The sequence below is a fragment of the Micromonospora sp. 15K316 genome, from assembly GCF_004348525.1.
In the GTDB taxonomy this organism is placed as follows: domain Bacteria; phylum Actinomycetota; class Actinomycetes; order Mycobacteriales; family Micromonosporaceae; genus Micromonospora.
Genome location: NZ_SMKG01000124.1, coordinates 1 through 16,580, shown reverse-complemented (window position 1 = coordinate 16,580; position 16,580 = coordinate 1). Strand labels below are relative to the sequence as shown.

Sequence of the window (16,580 nt, the reverse complement as noted above, 5' to 3'; positions counted from 1 at the left end):
GCCCGGTAACGCCACCGCGCCGCCCGGTAACGCCACCGCGCCGCCCGGTAACGCCACCGCGCCGCCCGGTGACGCCGCGCGTCGCCGGGCCCGCTCGGCGAGAATGGGCGGGTGCGCCTCGTCATCACCGCGGACACCCACGTGCCGAAGCGGGCGCGGGACCTGCCCGTGCCGCTCTGGACGGCGATCGAGGAGGCCGACGTGGTGCTGCACGCGGGCGACTGGATCGACGAATCGCTGCTGGACGCCGTGCAGGCCCGGTCCCGACGCCTGGTCGGTGTGTACGGCAACAACGACGGCCCGGCGTTGCGGGCCCGGCTGCCCGAGGTCGCCCGGGTGGAGCTCGACGGGCTGCGGGTCGCCGTGGTGCACGAGACGGGGCCGCGTACCCGCCGTGAGCAGCGCTGCGCCGCCCGCTTCCCGGACACGGATCTGCTGGTCTTCGGGCACTCCCACATTCCGTGGGACACCGTCGCCCCGAGTGGGCTGCGGCTGCTCAACCCCGGTTCGCCGACCGACCGGCGGGCCCAGCCGTACGCCACCTACCTCTCCGCCCGGGTCGCGGCGGGTCGGCTCGACCGGGTCGAGCTGCACCGGCTCCCGCCGCGCTGAGTGGCCCCGCCCCGCCCAGGCCAGGTGCCGGCCGAACACGGCGCCGACCTGCCAGTGCCGCCGAACCCGACGCCGACCTGCCAGTGCCGAACGAAGCGCGGTGCCGGCCGGTGCCGGCCGGGCGATGCACGGTGTCGGCCGAGCGAAGCGCGTCGCGGGCCGGTGTGCGGCGCGGCGACGCCACTGGCCGTCGCGCGCCCGATACCTCACAGGCATATTTATGCCTCTGAGGTATCGGGCTCACCACGATGGTTGCGGCCGCTGGCGCGGTCGCGTACTTACGCGCGATCCGCGGCGCGGGTCGCGCACGTACGGCCGGCCCGCCGGTCGGGGCCCGAGGCCGCCTTGGCCCGACCCGGCGACCTCGCCAGCGTCACTGGCCCCGGCCGGTCTCCTCCTGGAGTTCGTCGATCCGCTTGGACGCCTCCGCCTTGGTGAGCCCGTCGGGGACCTCGGCGTCCGCCTCCCGGGCGAGCGTGGTCAGGTACGACTCCTGCGCCGCCGTGGGCGGCTCCGCGCCGGTGAGCCACTCGTCGGGGTCCTTGATCGCGCCCTGCGGGTTGACCTCGGCCTTGCTGCGGTCCGTCATGATCTCCACCTCTCGTCGAACAGGTGTGCCAATACCCCCGGCCTCGCCGGTTCATGCGCGTGGCGACAGGCCGGCTCAACCCGTGGCGGCGCTGGCCGCCGGTTCGGCCGGGCGATCCGGCACAGGATCACCGGTACGCGCGTCGGCACGGTCCAGCAGCTGCATGACCGGGGTCGCCGCGATGCCGTGCACCAGCACCGAGACGATCACCACCAGCCCGACGGTGGCCCAGACCAGGTCGGCCTGTGGGAAATCCGCCTTCGTGGTCGCGTACGCGAGGTAGAAGAACGAGCCGACGCCGCGGATGCCGAAGGACGCGATCACCCAGTGCTCGGCCGGTCGTCCGGGCGCGCCGCGCAACGAGAGCCAGCCGAGCAGGGGCCGGAGCACGAAGACCAGGACCAGGCCGACCGCGGCGGCCGGGACGGTCAGCGGGGCGAGCAGCCCGCCCACCACCGCGCCGCCGAAGAGCAGCAGCAACAGGACGGTGAGCAGTCGCTCGACCTGCTCGGCGAAGTCGTGCAGCACGGTGTGGTACTCGTGGGTCCGTTCGGCGGCCCGGATCGCCCGGGCGGCCACGAAGACGGCCAGGAAGCCGTAGCCGCCGGCCACCTCCACCAGCCCGTACGCCAGGAAGGTGGCGGCCAGCGCGAGGAAGCCCTCGGCGTGCCGGGCCAGCCGCAGCTGCCTCGGCGCGCGGAAGAAGAGCTTGCCCAGCAGCCAGCCGACGAGCAGCCCGCCACCGACCCCGATACCGACCTTCCAGACGACGTCGACGGTGAGCCACCGGGCCAGCCAGTCGCCGGGGGCGAGGCTCGTGCCCGCGACGGCGATCGCCGCGTACACGAACGGGAAGGCGAGCCCGTCGTTCAGCCCGGCCTCCGAGGTGAGGGCGAACCGCACCTCGTCCTCCGAGTCCTCCGCGTCGGTCGGCTCGCCGACCTGGACGTCCGAGGCGAGAACCGGGTCGGTGGGCGCGAGCGCGCTGCCGAGCAGCAGTGCGGTAGCCGGCACCAGACCCGCCCACCACCAGCCGAGCAGGGCCACCGCCACGATGCAGAGCGGCATCGCGACGGCCAGCAGGCGCCAGGTGGAGGACCAGCCCGACCAGCTCAACGGTCGGTCGATCTTCAGCCCGGCGCCCATCAGCGCGACGATCACCCCGATCTCGGTGAGGTGCGTGGCCAGTTCGGGACGGGCCAGCGGGTCCGGCACCGGCAGACCGATGGGCAGCGCGAACACCGCCATGCCGAGGCCGAGGAACGCGATGGGCATGGAGAGCGGCCGGCGTTCCAGCAGCCGGGGGAGTACGCCGGCGAGCAGGGCGCCGAGACCCACCACCGCGAACGCCACGTCCACCGGTTCCACCGCACCACCTCCGAACGCCGCCCGCGAGGTGCGGGCAGGTGGTGACAGACCTTGCCCCGGCGGCGCGCCGGCTATGCCTCAGCCCCGAGCAGCGCTCACGTCGAGCGGGTCAGCGGTGAGTCGTCGAGCGCCGCCAGGAGCGCGGCCGGATCGTCGTAGACCGCCACCGCGCCGGCGCCGGCCAGCTCGCCCCGGCTGGTCCCGCCGCACGTCAGCCCGACGCAGGGGATGTCGAGCTTGCCGGCGGCGGCGACGTCCCACACCGAGTCGCCGACGAAGACCACCCGCTCGGCGGGCAGGCCGGACTGGTCCAACGCGGCGACCAGGATGTCCGGCGCCGGTTTGCTCTGCTTCGCGTCCGCCGACGAGGTGACCGCCGCGATGACGTCGTCCGCGTCCAGCGCCCGGCGCAGGGCGGCGACCTCGTGCTCGGCGGCCGACGTGGCGAGCACCACCCGCAGGCCCCGTTCGGCGCAGGCCCGCAGCAGGTCCGCCGCCCCGGGCAGCGGCGTGAGGCGCTCCCAGTACTCGGCGTAGAGGGTGTCGTGCGCGTCGCGCAGTCGCCCGTCGGCGTCACGGTCGCGCTCCGGGCCGAGCAGGTGGTCGAGCAGCTTGTCGGAGCCCATCCCGATCGCCCGGTGCACGGTGGCCATCGGGACCGGCTGGTCGGTCTGGCGCAGCGCCTCCCACCAGCTCACCGTGTGCAGGTAGGTGCTGTCGACCAGGGTGCCGTCGACGTCGAAGAGGACGCCGCTGGGGTTGTCGGTAGGCATGGCCGTCCTCCTACCCGCCGCGGCCCGGGGCGACGCGCGGCAGGGCTCGATTCACTCGGCGGGGAGCAGAAGCTCGAACCAGACGGTCGAGCCGCGCACCGTCGGATCGGTGCCCCAGGCGTCGCTCAGCTCCTCGATCAGCCCGAGACCGCGGCCCCGGCTGCTCAACGTGTCGGTCCGGGCGCGGGTGACCGCCCCGCGGGTGCCCGAGTCGGCGACCGAGACCAGCAGCCGCTCGGCGCTGAGGTCGATCTCCACCCGGGCGGCGGTGCCGGCGTGCAGCAGGGCGTTGGTGGTCAGCTCGCTGGTGCAGAGCACCGCCGCGCTGATCACCGGCTCCGGCACCCGCCACTCGCCCAGCTGCGCTGTCAACCAGCGCCGGACGCGGCTCGGGGCGGTCGGCTCCGCCGGCACCTCCATGGCCGCCGACCGGCTGGGCACCAGCGCGTGCTCCACCGCGAGGACGGCCACGTCGTCCTCGGTGGCCTCGGGCACCGCCGCGCTGGCCACCGCGCAGAGTGCCCGCGGGTCGCCGCTGCCGGCAGCGGCCACCGCGTCGGCGAGCGTACCCAGGCCGACGCTCAGGCTCTGCCGCCGTCGCTCGATCACGCCGTCGCTGAACAGCAACAGCGTGTCCCCGGGCGAGAACCGGACCGTGGTCACGGCCGGCCGGGCGCCGAGACCGAGCGGCGCGCCGGTGGGCAGGTCGACGTACTCGGCGTAGGGCCGGTCGCCCGGGGCGCACCGGCGGATCAGCGGTGCCGGATGCCCCGCGCTGGCCAGGGAGAGCTCCTGCCGTTCGGCGTCGACGACCCCGAAGATCACGGTGACGAAGAGCTCGGGGGTGCCGGCCTCGGTGCCCAGGCTGGCGACGAGCCGGTCCAGTCCGGCGAGAACGGCGTCCGGACGCGGATCGGCCAGGGCCAGGGCCCGCAGCGCCGCGCGTACCTGCCCCATCCGGGCCGCGGCCCGTACGTCGTGCCCGGCCACGTCACCGAGTACGACCCCCAGCTGACCGGTGGGCAGCAGGAAGGCGTCGTAGAAGTCGCCGCCGGCGGCGTTGCCGTCCACTCCGGGTTCGTAGCGGGCCGCGATGCGCAGCCGGGGGAGGTCCGGCAGCTGCTCCGGCAGCATGCTGCGTTGCAGCAGTTGGGCGGTGCCGTGCTGGGTCTCGAACCGGCGGGCCCGCTCGGCCGCCTGCCCGATGAGCTCCGCGGACGCGGCCAGCAGCGCGCGCTCCGCGGCGGACCAGGCGCGCGCGGCCTGGTGGCCGACGGAGAGCCCGCCGCGGACGACGGACGCGCGTAGCGGCACCGCGGCGAGGGAGACGATCTTCTGGTCGTGCCGGTCGGCGGCGGTCTCCCGCAGGGGCTGACCGGCGCTGGTGATGAGCGGGGTACCCGTCCTGGCCGCCTGCACCAGAGGATCCGGCCAGTCGGTCGGGGTACGCCGCCACAGCGGGGGGAGCCGCTCGTCGGCCTCGTCCATCAACTCGCCCCGGATCCGGCGGACCATCCGCCAGCCACCGCCCCCCTCGTCCACCGCGAACGCGACCCGATCGGCGTCGAACGCGGCGATCGCGTAGCGCAGGGCGACCCGGGCGACGTCGTCCAGGGTCAGCGTGCCGGCCAGCGCGGCGGCGACCTCGCTGAGGCTCTGCAACTGCTGGGTGACGTGGGTGGTCTCGGCCGCCACGGCGAGCACCCCGACGACGCGCCCGGCGCCGTCGCGCACGGGGGAGTAGCCGCAGGTGAAGACGGCCTGCTCGACCACCCCGCTGCGGTTGCTGACTAGCGGGAGCGTGCTCTCCTTCTCCAGGAACGTCGCCCCGTCGCGGTAGACGCGCTCGATCACGTTCCCGACGCCGGGCAGACGCCACAGCTCGTGGAACACCTCGGCGGCGGGGCGTCCCACGGCCGTCGGGTGGCGCTCGCCGATCAGCTCGGCGTAACCGTCGTTGTAGATCAGAAGGAGGTCGTCGCCGTAGGCGAGGGCCATCGGCACCGGCGAGGCGAGGACGAGGTCGACGACCGCCCGTACCGCCGGATCCCAGGACTGGCGTGGCCCGAGCGGGGTGCCGGCCCAGTCGTACGCCAGGACGGCGGCGGCCGCGCCGGTCCGGACGGGTGACCCGGACAGCGGCGCCGACGGTGTGGGGACCCGCCTGACCGTTCCTGGCATGCCCGCAGCCTAGCCCGAGGACCGGCTCCGCAGTTTCCGATCATGCGCGGTGCGTCGCGGCGCGTCCCGTCGAAGCAGGTCGGGACGACCACCGCACCGCCGGTGTGGCGGCGTTCGGGCCGGTCGGCGCCTCAGGCCGGAGCGAGGGTGCGGGCCAGGTAGTGGACCGCGAGCAGCCGGATGCGCAGCCAGTCCGGGTCGGACCAGTCGACCGGGCCGGCCACCGGCCGCCAGCCGCGCTCCGACGCGGCCGTCAGCAGGCCCTCCAGGTAGCCGGCGAGCACTGCCACGGTCAGCGGGTGGAGGTCACCGCCGAGGCTGTCGCGTACGGCGGCGGCGTGCTGATCGACCAGGGCGTGCAGGCCCGGGCGGTCGGCAATGGCGGTGAGACCGTCGCCGACCGCGCCGGCGAGGACGGCGAGGGCGGACCGTGCCGAGTCGACGGCATGGGGGGCGACCCGGTTGAACGGCACACGCATGGGGAACGACGCTAACCGAGGCCGCACCTGGGCCGACCTCTGCCTCCCCCGGCGGTGTGAGGCCGGCCACGGCTCGGCAGGTCCGGTTCGGCGGGGGCCGCCGGCGGCCGAGCGGAACCGTCCACCGGGGCGGCTTGGCAGGAGCACGGAGGCACGATGGCGCAGCAGGACGGACCCGACGAGGCGCATCGGCGCCCGGCAGGGGTCGGCGACGGCACCGTGGCGGCGCTGGGCAAGCTCAGCGAGGCCCTGGAGTGCGTGGAACGGGCACGCGGGCACCTCTACTCGCTGCACCAGCTGATCGGGCACGCCGACCTGATGCTCGACGACGCGGTGGAGATGTTCCGCGACGCCGGGCACCCGGAGACCGCCGAGCGCATCCGTACGCAGCTGCTGGGGCGCAACGTCATCGCCGGGCGCTGGACCTTCCAGATCGTCGAGGACTTCGACGACGGCTACTACACGCTCTTCCGGGAGCTCGACCGGTACGCCCGCGAGCAACTGGTAGGTGGCCGGCGCCACCTCTACGAGGCGGAGATGAAGGAGCGGCGGCGCACCCGTGGACTGCCCGGACACGAGGCGCGTCCGGGCGTCGGTGACTAGTCGTTCGCGCGGGCGTCGGCCGTCCGCCGGCGGGCGTCGTCGGCGAGAAGCACGGTGGCCACCATCAGCGCGACGCAGAGGCTGAACAACCACGAGTCGTCGGAGACGAGCCGGGCGGAGACGGGGGCCTGGAGCGCGGCGAGCAGGAAGCCGAGCCAGGCCAGGCGGCGCTGACGCGCGCTGAGGATTCCGGTGCTTTGTGGCATCCGGAAAGTCTTACGCGATACGAGGGCATTGCCGTCCTCCGTTCGGCCGATTCTGGATGAGCTGTCCGTTTTTCGGACCATCCGGTGGACCGCCGTTCGGGTGAGGGACGCGGCTCTGGCCCGCCGGGCGTCCGGGCGGCAGGATGTGCCTTCGTGTCGACCACCTCCGCGCGGCCCCGGGCCGCCCTGCTCCTGCTGGCGTACCTCGCCTTCGTCAGCCTCGGCCTGCCCGACGGCCTGATCGGCGTCGGCTGGCCGTCGATCTCGGCCGACTTCGGCGTGCCCACGGAGGCGGTCGGCCTGGTGCTCACCGCGAGCACCGCCGGGTACCTGACCTCCAGCGTGCTGGCCGGCTTCACGCTGGCCCGGCTCGGCGTGGGCTGGTTGCTGGCCGGCAGCACCATCCTGGCCGCCCTGGCGTTGACCGGCTACGCGGTCAGTCCGGGCCTGGCCATGGTGATCGGGTGTGCGGTGCTGCTCGGGCTCGGCTCCGGCGCGATCGACTCGGGGCTCAACGCGTACGCCGCCGGGGCGTTCGGGCCCCGGCACATGAACTGGCTGCACGCCTTCTTCGGGCTCGGCGTCGCCATCGGGCCGCTGATCATGACGGGCGCGCTCGGCGCCGGGCAGAGCTGGCGCTGGGGATACGGGATCGTGGCCGCTGCGGAGCTCGCCCTGGCCACCGCGTTCGTACTGAGCGTGCGGGCCTGGCGGCAGCGGGACGCGGCCGCGGCCGCTCCGGTGGCGGCGGTCGCCGACGCGGTCTCGGGGCCCGCCGGCTCGGTGGGCGTCGTGGCCGAACCGGCCGCGCCGCCGGTCGTACGCCCCGTCCCGGTACGCGAGACGCTGCGGCTGCCGGCGGTCTGGCTGGGCGCGCTCGCCTTCGCCGTGTACGTGGCGGTCGAGGTCGCCGCCGGGCTCTGGGCGTTCCTGCTGCTCACCTCGGGGCGGGGGCTGGCCGACGGGATCGCCGGCCTCTGCGTGTCGGCCTACTGGGGGAGTCTGTTCCTGGGCCGGGTGGTGCAGGGGGTGACCGCCGAGCGACTCGGATCCGCCCGGGTGCTGCGGGCGAGCCTGCTGGGCATGGCGGCGGGCGCGGCGCTGATCGCCCTGCCCGCGCCGGCCTGGGTGGCGGTGCTCGGGCTGGTGGTGGTCGGCTTCGCCGCCGCGCCGGTCTTCCCGCTGCTCACCCTCACCACCGCCGACCGGGTCGGCGCGGCGCACGCGGAGCGGACCATCGGGTTGCAGGTCGGCACCTCCGCGCTGGGCGCTGCTCTGGTGCCGGCCGGGATCGGCCTGCTCATCTCGCACACCTCGGTGCAGGCGCTCGGGCCGGCACTGCTGGCCCTGGCCGTGGCGCTGATCGCCCTGCACGCGGCGGCGTCCCGCCGGCCCGCCGCGACGAGCTGAGCCGATTCGCGCAGCGACGCCGTCCCGCACGCCGGACGCCGGACGCCCCGGCCCGCCGCGGCGAGCTGAGCCGATTCGCGCACCCGGGCCGTCCGGTACGCCGGACGCCCCGTCCCGCCGCTGTCGGCGAGGGCCGGGGCGTCGGGCGTCAGAGGGTGTCCGGGCCGGTGCGTCCGGTGGTCGAGGGACGGTAGGCCCGGTCGGGATCCGTCGGTTCCCGGCCGGCGCCGGCGGCCTCCCCGCCCCGGTCAACGGCCTCGGGTCCGTGACCGAACGCCGACTCCTCGCCCGCGTCGTTGGCGGTGACGTCGTCGCCCTGCCCGTCGATCGAGGAGCCCGCGACAGCCCGTGCCAGTTCCTCCACGGAAGTCCGCTCCTCGTTCCGCCACACCTTCTTCTTGTCCGTCATGTCATGGCCGTACCCGGGCGTGCTGGGCGCAAACAGCGCGGCGGGCGCGAACGGCGACGGCCGCCGGATCGATCCGGCGGCCGTCGTAGCGTCGATGTCGGGGGTTCGTGGGGGTCAGGGTTGCGGGCGGTCCACCTTGCCGCGCCAGGCGCCGGTCTCCTGCCCGCGCCGCTCGATGAACTGCTTGAACCGCTCCAGATCACCCTTGGCGCGCCGGTCGACGATGCCCATCTTGTCGCCGGCCTGCTCCACCACGCCGCGCGGCTCGAACTCCAGCTGGAGGCTCACCCGGGTGTTCTCCGCGTCCAACCGGTGGAAGGTCACCACACCGGCCTGCTGGGTGCCGTTCGTGGATCGCCAGGCGACCCGCTCGTCCGGGAGCTGCTCAGTGATCTCGGCGTCGAACTCGCGCTTCACCCCGGCGATCTCGACGGTCCAGTGCGTCATCGTCTCCGACAGCTGCCGGACCTCCTGCACTCCCTCCATGAAGTGCGGGAACTCCTCGAACTGGGTCCACTGGTCGTATGCGGTCCGCACCGGGACGGAGACGTCCACGTGTTCGGTCACGCCACTCATCAGGCATCCTCCCTCACTCTTGCCGGAAACCGTCGCAGAGGCCGGTCGGGATCGTGTCCCGCGGCGGTCACCAGCGCGTCGTCTCGTTCTTGTTGCCGAGCGCGGCCCAGACCTCGGAGATCGTCTGGTAGCGGGTGCCGTCGGGAAGGGTCTGCAACGCGGCGACGATGTCGTCCGGTGCGTCGTTGTCCCGAGCGTTCGCGATCAGCGTTTCCCGGTCACCGGGCAGCGCGCTCATCGTGATGAACCGGCCGAACCGGCTGCGGCGTTCGACGTCCTGCGAGCTCATGCCCTTGGGCGCTCCGCTGCGCAGCTCGCCGGCGGGCGCGGTGGTCGCCTCCGGCTGGTCCTCGCCCGCGGGCTCCGGCACCCGGGACTCGTCGACCCGGGAGCCGCCGGTCCCCGGCCCCTGCACGAGGCCGCTGACCTCCTGGCTCATCTGCTCGTCGATCCTCGGTCCGTGCTTGCTGTTGCCACGCTCCATGCCTTCTGCGCTACCCGACGGCACCGGCGTCAAACCGGCAGGCGGTCACGAACCGGCCGGCGCCTTGGGCGGCAGCAGCGGCTCCTCGGGCGCCTCCTCGCCGGCCTGCAATCGCCGGCCACGCTGCAACTCGGCGTTGATCTGCACGCCCAGCATCAACGCGGAGTTCGACAGGTAGAGCCAGACCAGGAAGGCGATGACCGCGCCGAGACTGCCGTACGTGGCGTCGTACGAGCCGAAGTTCGCCACGTACACGCCGAAGCCGAAGGAGGCGAGGGCCCAGGCCGTCAACGCCACCGCGCCGCCGGGGGTGAGCCAGCGGAACCGGGGCTGCCGTACGTTCGGGGCGATCCAGAAGAGCAGCGACAACAGCACCATCATGATCAGGGCGAGCACCGGCCACCGTCCCACGCTCCACACCGTCCGGGCCAGTCCGCCCGCGCCGAGCAGGTCACCGACCCCGTCGGCGACCGGACCGCTGACGATGAGCCCCGTCGCCACCGCGGCGAGCAGCACCAGCGAGATCCCCGCCAGCCCGATCTGCAACGGCCGTAGCCGCCAGAACGGCCGCCCCTCGGCCACCCCGTAGATCGCGTTCGAGGCGCGGGTGAAGGCGCCGATGAAGCCGGACGCGGACCAGAGCGCGCCGAGCAGACCGAAGCTCAGCAGCACGCTCGCGGAGCTCTCCTGCTGGACCACCGTCCGGACCACGCCGACGAAGCTCTCGTTCGCCACCACCGAGCCGGCACCCACCTGGCGGGCCAGCTCCAGAACGGTGTCCACGGTCCGTTCGCCGTCGGAGACCAGACCGACGAGGGCCACCACCACGATGGCGGACGGGAAGAGCGCCAGCACCCCGTAGTAGGTGAGCGCGGCGGCCCAGTCGGCGCAGTTGTCCCGTACGAAGTTCCGCACGCTGCGGACCAGCACCCCGAACCAGGTCCGCCGGCTCAGTTGGCGTACCCGCCGGGGCAGGCGCGGGCCGGGTCGACCGGTGGCCGGGGCGCTCTGGTCCGTCGTCGTCATGTCCCGCTCCCTGCCCGAACCGTGGGGGAAGGTCCCTTCTCGGCCGGCTTCGGTCCGGAAAGGGTCCTTCCGCACGTGTTCCGGTACCCACGGCCGAATGTCGGCAAACCGGCCCACGCCGCGGTGACCGGCGCCGGTTTGCGCCACCGCCCCGGGGGGAACGGTCAAACGCAGAACAATTTCGCCCATCGACGCGGAGGAGGACGAGATGCCCGGGCGCGAGGTACTGCCCAGCACGCTGCGGCGCTCCCCGGCGAAGGCCCAGCGCACCTGGGAGAAGACGCACGACTCGGCGGTGGAGACGTACGGCGAGGGGGAGCGGGCACACCGGACCGCCTTCGCCGCGGTGAAGAACCAGTACGAGAAGGTCGGCGACCACTGGGAGTCGAAGGGCCGCAAGGGCCCGAGCGACCGGCAGGCGGCCGGTGGGGGCCCGGAGCGCCGCGCCCCCACGGCGGGTGGCGTGGACGCGAACGCGACAAAGGACCACCTGATGAAGGTCGCCCGCAAACTGGATGTGCCGGGCCGGTCCCGGATGAACAAGCCGGAGCTGGTCAAGGCGATCCAGAAGGCCAACAACCGGAAGACGACACAGGCGCGGGCCCGCTGATCCGGCCCGCACCCCGACGGGTGGCCGCCCGAGCGCCGGGCGGCCACCCGTCACGTCGGTCACCAGTGGCCGCCGCCCGGCGCCTCGATGTGCACGGCCTTCACGGCGGAGAACTCGTCGAGCAGCTCCGGCCCGTACCCGAAGCCCTGGCCGCTGGCCCGGCGCGGATGCGCGGCCCCGCCGGGGGCGCCGCCGAACACCGCGTTGATCTTGACGGTGCCGACGGGCAGCTCGCGCCAGGCCCGGTGGGCGTGACTCATCGACCCGGTGAGCACCGTGGCGGCCAGCCCGTACGGCGAGTCGGCCGCGCACCGCAGCGCCTCGGTGAACGAATCCACCACCACGACCGGGGCGACCGGCCCGAACGTCTCGTCCCGCACCAGCGGCATGTCGTGACGGCAGTCCGCGACCACCGTGGCGGGGTAGAACGCGCCCGGCCCGGTGGGGAGCGTGCCGCCGGTGAGCACCCGCGCGCCCTGCGCCACCGCCGCGGTGACCTGGCCGTGTACGTGGTCGCGGTGCCGCCGGTCGACCAGCGGGCCGAGCTCGGTGTCCGGATCTCGGCCGGGCCCCACCCGCAACTGGGCGGCGCGGTCGACGAGCGCCGCCACGAAGTCCTCGGCCACGTCGCGGTGGGCGTAGATCCGCTCGACCGCCACACAGATCTGACCGCCGTTGGCGAACGCTCCCAGGGCGGCTTCCCGGGCGGCCCAGACGGGATCGACGTCGCCGTCCACGATCAGCGGGTCGCTGCCGCCGTTCTCCAGCAGCGCCTTCGCTCCGGTGCGTGCGGTGGCCGCCGCGATCGCCCGGCCGGTAGCTGTGGAGCCGACATGTGCCACCACGTCCACGCGCTGCGCGGCGAGCGCCGCCCCGGTCTCCGCGCCGCCGGTGAGCAGGGAGAGCACGCCGGGTGGCAGGGCCTCGTCGAGCGCCTTCGCGAGCAGCCAGCCGGTGGCCGGCGTACGCTCGCTCGGCTTGTAGAGCACCACGTTGCCGGTGACCAGTGCCGCGCCGAGCAGGCCGCAGGAGACCGCCACCGGGTCGTTCCACGGAGTGATGACGGCGACCACCCCGTGTGGCTGCGGCACCATGAAGTCGATCGCGTGGTGGCCGCCGTGCAGGGTACGTCCACCGCGTACCGGGGCGAGCTCCGCGTACTGTCGCAGCGTGCCGATCCCCGCCTCGACGCCGCCGCGCGCGTCCGCCAACGGCTTGCCCATCTCGGCGGTGACCGCCGCCGTGAGCTCGTCGGTGATCGCCTCGACCGCGTCCGCCGCCCGGCGCAGCGCCGCTGCCCGCTCCGCCGGCGGGGTCGACGCCCACTCCGACTCGGTCTCCCGGGCCGCGTCGACCGCCTTGCCGATCACGTCGGCCGTGGCGACCGGGGCCGAGCTGACCGGCGAGCCGTCGGCCGGGTCGTGCACGACCAACTCGCCCTCCTCGCCACCGGCGCCCCAGACCCCACCTATCAGCTGCGCAACCGTGTACATGCGGCGCTGCATGCCCCGGTCCCGCCGAGGCAAACGCGTTTCGCCCGGTTCCAGGCAGGGTAGGCGGATCCGATGAGTCCCACCGGCGCGGAGAGCGCGGACGCCGTCGTTGTCGGGGCCGGGCACAACGGCCTGGTGGCCGCCAACATGCTGGCGGACGCCGGCTGGGACGTGATCGTCCTGGAGGCGAACGCCACCCCGGGCGGCGCGGTCCGGTCGGCCGAGGTGACGGCCCCCGGTTACCTCAGCGACCTCTACAGCGCGTTCTATCCCCTCGGGTACGCCTCCCCGGTGCTGCGCCGACTCGACCTGGGCCGATACGGGCTCAGCTGGCGGCACTCCCCGGACGTGCTGGCGCACCTGCTGCCCGACGGCCGGGCCGCGGTGCTCAACCGGAATCCCGACGTCACGGCCGCCTCGCTGGAGGCGTTCGCCCCCGGCGACGGCGAGCGGTGGTTGACCGCCTACGACGACTGGATCGACGTCGCCGAGCCGATGATGGAGACGATCACCACTCCGTTCCCACCGGTGCGTGGCGGGCTCGCCCTGCTCCGCCGGATGCGGGTCTCCGGGGCACTGCGGCTGGCCCGACGGCTGGTCGTGCCGATCCGCAAGCTCGCCGACGAGCTGTTCGACGGTGAGGGTGGACCCGCGCTGCTGGCCGGCTGCTCCCTGCACACCGATCTGTCGCCCGAGGAGGCCGGCTCCGGTGTGTACGGCTGGCTGCTCGCCATGCTCGGCCAGCAGGTCGGCTGGCCGGTGCCGGAGGGCGGATCGCAGAAGATCACCGACGCGCTGGTGGCCCGGCTGACCGAACGGGGTGGGCGGATTCTCTACGGCGCGCGCGTGGACCGGGTACTGACCGCGCGCGGGCGGGCCATGGGGGTACGCACGGCCGGTGGTGCGCTGTGGCGGGCCCGGCGTGCGGTGCTCGCCGATGTGCCCGCCCCGGCGCTCTACCTGGACCTGGTCGGCGCGGCGGCGTTGCCGCCCCGGCTGGTGGAGGACCTCTCGCACTTCCGCTGGGACGGCTCCACCCTGAAGGTGGACTGGGCGCTCTCCGCGCCGGTGCCGTGGAGCAACCCGGCCGTGGCCTCCGCCGGGACGGTGCACCTCAACGCGGACCTGAACGGCCTGACCAGCTACGCCGCGGAGCTGGCCCGCAGGGAGCTGCCGCGGCGGCCGTTCCTGCTGGTCGGGCAGATGAGCGTGGCGGACCCGAGTCACTCGCCGCCGGGCACCGAGTCGCTGTGGTCGTACACCCATCTGCCGTTCCGGCGCAGCTGGCGGGCCGACGAGATCGCCGGGCACGTCGAGCGGATGGAGCAGGTGCTGGAGGAGGCCGCGCCCGGGTTCCGGAGCTTGATCATCGGGCGGCACGTGGCCGGCCCGGCCGACCTGGAGCAGGACGACGCGAACCTGATCGGCGGGGCGGTGGGCGGCGGCACCTCGGCCGCGTACCAGCAGCTCTTCCTGCGCCCGGTGCCCGGCCTCGGCCGAGCGGACACCCCGGTGGACCGGCTCTTCCTGGCCAGCGCGTCCGCGCATCCCGGCGGCGGGGTGCACGGCGCTCCCGGAGCGAACGCCGCCCGGGCCGCGCTGGCCCGCGACCGCGCCCTGACCGGCGGCCTCTACGCCTCGGCGATCGGCACCGCCCAGCGCGCCATCTACGGGTGAGCCATCCGGTGGCCGGGGCGCGCGGCCTGCTCCCGGTCGTCCGCCGGGTTGATCGACCCGACGTTGACGCAGGTCGGGGTGACCGGACCGGTCGGACACCCCGATTTCAAGGCAATCGAGTCGATCAAGCAGCGGCCGGGGCCGGCCCGGATGGACCGGGCCCCGCCCTACCCCGGCGACGGCCGCGAGAACGATCTCAGCGGACGACGTTGCGGTGCTTGTTACGCAGCTTGAAGGGCATCAGCGCGCTTTCGATCTTCGTGGCGGTGGTCATCTTCGAGACGCCCTCCCGGCGCTCCTCGAACCGGATCGGCACCTCGAGGATGGTGTGGCCGAGCTTGGTGGCGAGGTAGTGCATCTCCACCTGGAAGGAGTAACCGTTGGACTGCACCCGTTCGAGCCCGATGTCGCGCAGCGCGTCCGCGCGCCAGATCTTGAAACCGGCCGTGAGGTCACGGATCCGGACCCGCAGCAGCGTGTGCACGTAGAGGTTCGCCCAGCCGCTGAGCGCGCGGCGGTAGAACGGCCAGTTCTCGTCCAGCTCGCCGCCGGGCACGTACCGGGAGCCGATCACCACGCCGGCCTGCGTCGACAGGAGCGCGCCGAGCATGCCGGGCAGCGCCTCCGGCGGATGCGACAGGTCCGCGTCCATCTGCGCCACGTACTCTGCGCCGCCGTCGAGGGCGCGGCCGATCCCGTCGACGTACGCCCGCCCGAGGCCCTCCTTGCCCGGCCGGTGCACCACCTCCACCCGTTCCGGGTGCTCGGCGGCGAGCTTGTCCGCCACCTCACCGGTGCCGTCCGGAGAGTTGTCGTCCGCGACGAGGACGCGCAGGCCCGGCAGCGGCAGCGCGAGGAGCCGCTCGACCAGGACCGGGAGGTTCCCCGCCTCGTTGTAGGTGGGCACCACGACGGTCAGTCGTGCGTCCCGCCACGGAGCGGGGAGCTGCACGGGTTCGATCATGACGGACATCCTCGGTTTGCCGACAGGGATTCCTTGAGAGGGTATCCACTTGCCGTATCGGGTTCGTAAAGGCTCCCCGATCGGAGGGTTGCGCAGAGCGGCTCCCCCGCTCTCGAGAACGATCGACGATGCCGCTCGTTCCCCCGGACTCAGCGGCGGTGCCGGGCGAGGCCCGCGAGGGCGGCCGTCAATCCGGCCAGCGCCAGCCCGGCGAGCGCCCGCTTGTGGACGTCCGCCCAGAGCGCCGGGGACCGGCGCCGGGCCTGGTCGGCGAAGACGCCGTCGGCGCCGTGATCCCGCTCGTCGTCACCCGGGCGGTCCAGGTTGTCCCGCCACGTCGCCCGATCGATCAGTGCGCCGGTCTGCTGGCTGTCGTAACCGTCGCGCGCCAGCTTGCGGTCCAGCAGACCCGGAAGGAACATGTCGCCGAGCCGGGCCCGCCACGTCGGCCCGCCCACGTTCAACTCGCGGACGCCGCGGTCCGCGGCCCAGAGCACCGCCCGGGCGGCGACCTCCGGCGAGAAGATCGGCGGCACCGGCTGCGGATGCCGGGGGAGACGGGTGCGTACCCAGGAGAACTGGGGGGTGTTCACCGCGGGCAGTTGGACCATCGACAGGGACACGGTCGGGCAGTCGTGCAGCAGCTCCGCCCGCAGCGAGTCGTTGAAGCCCTGGATGGCGTGCTTGGACGCGCAGTACGCCGACTGCAGCGGGATGCCGCGGTAGGCCAACGCCGAACCGACCTGCACGATCGCGCCCCGCCCGTGCGCCCGCATGTGGCGCAGCGCCCCGAGCGTGCCGTGCACGGTGCCCAGGTAGTTGACCTCGGTGACCCGGCGGAACTCGGGGGCGGTGATCTCCCACGTCGGAGCGAACACGGAGACCATGGCGTTGTTGACCCAGACGTCGATCATGCCCCAGTGGTGCACCACGTCGTCCGCGGCCTGCTGCACCGCGCCCGCGTCGGCCACATCGACCCGGTAGGCGCGGACGTCGGCGGCCCCCCGGGCGCGGCAGTCCCGTTCCGCGGCGGCCAGGCCGGCCTCGCCGCGGGCGATCAGCGCGACCCGGGCACCGCGCTCCGCGTACGCGCGGGCGACCGCCCGGCCCACCCCCGCGC

General features: G+C 74.0%; 18 protein-coding genes. 5 read left to right on the top strand and 13 right to left on the bottom strand.

The features are described 5' to 3' along the window. The first annotated feature begins 111 nt into the window (after positions 1 to 111). Positions 112 to 612 carry a metallophosphoesterase gene (locus E1211_RS21285; protein ID WP_132350769.1) on the top strand — a complete coding sequence of 167 codons (501 nt, stop codon included), beginning with the start codon at positions 112 to 114 and terminating at the stop codon, positions 610 to 612. 373 nt (positions 613 to 985) lie between these two features. On the opposite strand, the gene E1211_RS21280 is transcribed toward E1211_RS21285, so the two are convergent. The 5 genes from E1211_RS21280 to E1211_RS21260 form a co-directional block, all read right to left on the bottom strand. Next, a complete protein-coding gene (locus tag E1211_RS21280; protein ID WP_132350768.1) occupies positions 986 to 1,201 on the bottom strand; it encodes a DUF3072 domain-containing protein in 216 nt (71 codons plus the stop codon). A 75-nt stretch (positions 1,202 to 1,276) separates the two neighbouring features. Then, positions 1,277 to 2,569 (bottom strand): sodium:proton antiporter, encoded by a 1,293-nt coding sequence (locus E1211_RS21275; protein ID WP_132350767.1) that lies wholly within the window; start codon positions 2,567 to 2,569, stop codon positions 1,277 to 1,279. A gap of 95 nt (positions 2,570 to 2,664) precedes the next feature. Further along, complete coding sequence (locus E1211_RS21270) at positions 2,665 to 3,342, bottom strand: HAD family hydrolase (RefSeq protein ID WP_132350766.1); 678 nt, start codon at positions 3,340 to 3,342, stop codon at positions 2,665 to 2,667. 51 nt (positions 3,343 to 3,393) lie between these two features. Continuing rightward, positions 3,394 to 5,523 (bottom strand): SpoIIE family protein phosphatase, encoded by a 2,130-nt coding sequence (locus E1211_RS21265; protein WP_132350765.1) that lies wholly within the window; start codon positions 5,521 to 5,523, stop codon positions 3,394 to 3,396. A 131-nt stretch (positions 5,524 to 5,654) separates the two neighbouring features. After that, on the bottom strand, positions 5,655 to 6,002 hold the full coding sequence (locus E1211_RS21260; RefSeq protein WP_132350764.1) for a DUF6401 family natural product biosynthesis protein: 348 nt from the start codon (positions 6,000 to 6,002) through the stop codon (positions 5,655 to 5,657). A gap of 156 nt (positions 6,003 to 6,158) precedes the next feature. Here E1211_RS21260 and E1211_RS21255 point away from each other — a divergent pair, with 156 nt between their 5' ends. Then, the gene (locus E1211_RS21255) at positions 6,159 to 6,605 is read left to right on the top strand and encodes a hypothetical protein (RefSeq protein ID WP_132350763.1); all 447 of its coding nucleotides are present in this window, start codon (positions 6,159 to 6,161) and stop codon (positions 6,603 to 6,605) included. On the opposite strand, the gene E1211_RS21250 is transcribed toward E1211_RS21255, so the two are convergent. Then, on the bottom strand, positions 6,602 to 6,811 hold the full coding sequence (locus E1211_RS21250) for a hypothetical protein (protein ID WP_132350762.1): 210 nt from the start codon (positions 6,809 to 6,811) through the stop codon (positions 6,602 to 6,604). The two genes, E1211_RS21255 and E1211_RS21250, sit on opposite strands and share 4 nt — an antisense overlap. 153 nt (positions 6,812 to 6,964) lie before the next feature. Between E1211_RS21250 and E1211_RS21245 the strand changes: the two genes are divergently transcribed. Beyond that, entirely contained in the window at positions 6,965 to 8,221 is a 1,257-nt protein-coding gene (locus E1211_RS21245; protein WP_132350761.1) for a sugar MFS transporter, read from the top strand. Between the two features lie 148 nt (positions 8,222 to 8,369). On the opposite strand, the gene E1211_RS21240 is transcribed toward E1211_RS21245, so the two are convergent. The 4 genes from E1211_RS21240 to E1211_RS21225 all read right to left on the bottom strand — a co-directional run bounded on the left by E1211_RS21240 (position 8,370) and on the right by E1211_RS21225 (position 10,716). After that, a complete protein-coding gene (locus E1211_RS21240) occupies positions 8,370 to 8,630 on the bottom strand; it encodes a hypothetical protein (RefSeq protein ID WP_132350760.1) in 261 nt (86 codons plus the stop codon). Between the two features lie 114 nt (positions 8,631 to 8,744). Further along, the gene (locus E1211_RS21235) at positions 8,745 to 9,206 is read right to left on the bottom strand and encodes an SRPBCC family protein (protein WP_132350759.1); all 462 of its coding nucleotides are present in this window, start codon (positions 9,204 to 9,206) and stop codon (positions 8,745 to 8,747) included. Between the two features lie 67 nt (positions 9,207 to 9,273). Then, positions 9,274 to 9,690, bottom strand: coding sequence for a DUF2795 domain-containing protein (locus E1211_RS21230; protein WP_132350758.1), 417 nt, complete (start codon positions 9,688 to 9,690; stop codon positions 9,274 to 9,276). Between the two features lie 45 nt (positions 9,691 to 9,735). Then, positions 9,736 to 10,716, bottom strand: coding sequence for a YihY/virulence factor BrkB family protein (locus E1211_RS21225; RefSeq protein WP_132350757.1), 981 nt, complete (start codon positions 10,714 to 10,716; stop codon positions 9,736 to 9,738). Between the two features lie 208 nt (positions 10,717 to 10,924). Between E1211_RS21225 and E1211_RS21220 the strand changes: the two genes are divergently transcribed. Then, complete coding sequence (locus tag E1211_RS21220; RefSeq protein WP_132350756.1) at positions 10,925 to 11,326, top strand: ChaB family protein; 402 nt, start codon at positions 10,925 to 10,927, stop codon at positions 11,324 to 11,326. A 59-nt stretch (positions 11,327 to 11,385) separates the two neighbouring features. On the opposite strand, the gene E1211_RS21215 is transcribed toward E1211_RS21220, so the two are convergent. Further along, positions 11,386 to 12,819, bottom strand: coding sequence for an aldehyde dehydrogenase (locus E1211_RS21215; protein WP_132350770.1), 1,434 nt, complete (start codon positions 12,817 to 12,819; stop codon positions 11,386 to 11,388). A gap of 72 nt (positions 12,820 to 12,891) precedes the next feature. Between E1211_RS21215 and E1211_RS21210 the strand changes: the two genes are divergently transcribed. Continuing rightward, the gene (locus E1211_RS21210; protein WP_132350755.1) at positions 12,892 to 14,496 is read left to right on the top strand and encodes an NAD(P)/FAD-dependent oxidoreductase; all 1,605 of its coding nucleotides are present in this window, start codon (positions 12,892 to 12,894) and stop codon (positions 14,494 to 14,496) included. A gap of 196 nt (positions 14,497 to 14,692) precedes the next feature. Here the strand turns inward: E1211_RS21210 and E1211_RS21205 are convergent, their stop codons facing one another. Both E1211_RS21205 and E1211_RS21200 read right to left on the bottom strand, forming a co-directional pair. Beyond that, the gene (locus tag E1211_RS21205) at positions 14,693 to 15,460 is read right to left on the bottom strand and encodes a polyprenol monophosphomannose synthase (protein ID WP_132350754.1); all 768 of its coding nucleotides are present in this window, start codon (positions 15,458 to 15,460) and stop codon (positions 14,693 to 14,695) included. A 149-nt stretch (positions 15,461 to 15,609) separates the two neighbouring features. Beyond that, positions 15,610 to 16,572 (bottom strand): SDR family oxidoreductase, encoded by a 963-nt coding sequence (locus E1211_RS21200; protein ID WP_371686185.1) that lies wholly within the window; start codon positions 16,570 to 16,572, stop codon positions 15,610 to 15,612. Positions 16,573 to 16,580 lie beyond the last annotated feature (8 nt).

Bases quoted from the DNA above. Each gene is read 5' to 3' on its own strand.
- E1211_RS21280 (WP_132350768.1), bottom strand. From the start codon at position 1,201: ATGACGGACCGCAGCAAGGCCGAGGTCAACCCGCAGGGCGCGATCAAG.
- E1211_RS21270 (WP_132350766.1), bottom strand. From the start codon at position 3,342: ATGCCTACCGACAACCCCAGCGGCGTCCTCTTCGACGTCGACGGCACC.
- E1211_RS21265 (WP_132350765.1), bottom strand. From the start codon at position 5,523: ATGCCAGGAACGGTCAGGCGGGTCCCCACACCGTCGGCGCCGCTGTCC.
- E1211_RS21260 (WP_132350764.1), bottom strand. From the start codon at position 6,002: ATGCGTGTGCCGTTCAACCGGGTCGCCCCCCATGCCGTCGACTCGGCA.
- E1211_RS21255 (WP_132350763.1), top strand. From the start codon at position 6,159: ATGGCGCAGCAGGACGGACCCGACGAGGCGCATCGGCGCCCGGCAGGG.
- E1211_RS21250 (WP_132350762.1), bottom strand. From the start codon at position 6,811: ATGCCACAAAGCACCGGAATCCTCAGCGCGCGTCAGCGCCGCCTGGCC.
- E1211_RS21240 (WP_132350760.1), bottom strand. From the start codon at position 8,630: ATGACGGACAAGAAGAAGGTGTGGCGGAACGAGGAGCGGACTTCCGTG.
- E1211_RS21235 (WP_132350759.1), bottom strand. From the start codon at position 9,206: ATGAGTGGCGTGACCGAACACGTGGACGTCTCCGTCCCGGTGCGGACC.
- E1211_RS21230 (WP_132350758.1), bottom strand. From the start codon at position 9,690: ATGGAGCGTGGCAACAGCAAGCACGGACCGAGGATCGACGAGCAGATG.
- E1211_RS21225 (WP_132350757.1), bottom strand. From the start codon at position 10,716: ATGACGACGACGGACCAGAGCGCCCCGGCCACCGGTCGACCCGGCCCG.
- E1211_RS21220 (WP_132350756.1), top strand. From the start codon at position 10,925: ATGCCCGGGCGCGAGGTACTGCCCAGCACGCTGCGGCGCTCCCCGGCG.
- E1211_RS21215 (WP_132350770.1), bottom strand. From the start codon at position 12,819: ATGTACACGGTTGCGCAGCTGATAGGTGGGGTCTGGGGCGCCGGTGGC.
- E1211_RS21210 (WP_132350755.1), top strand. From the start codon at position 12,892: ATGAGTCCCACCGGCGCGGAGAGCGCGGACGCCGTCGTTGTCGGGGCC.
- E1211_RS21205 (WP_132350754.1), bottom strand. From the start codon at position 15,460: ATGATCGAACCCGTGCAGCTCCCCGCTCCGTGGCGGGACGCACGACTG.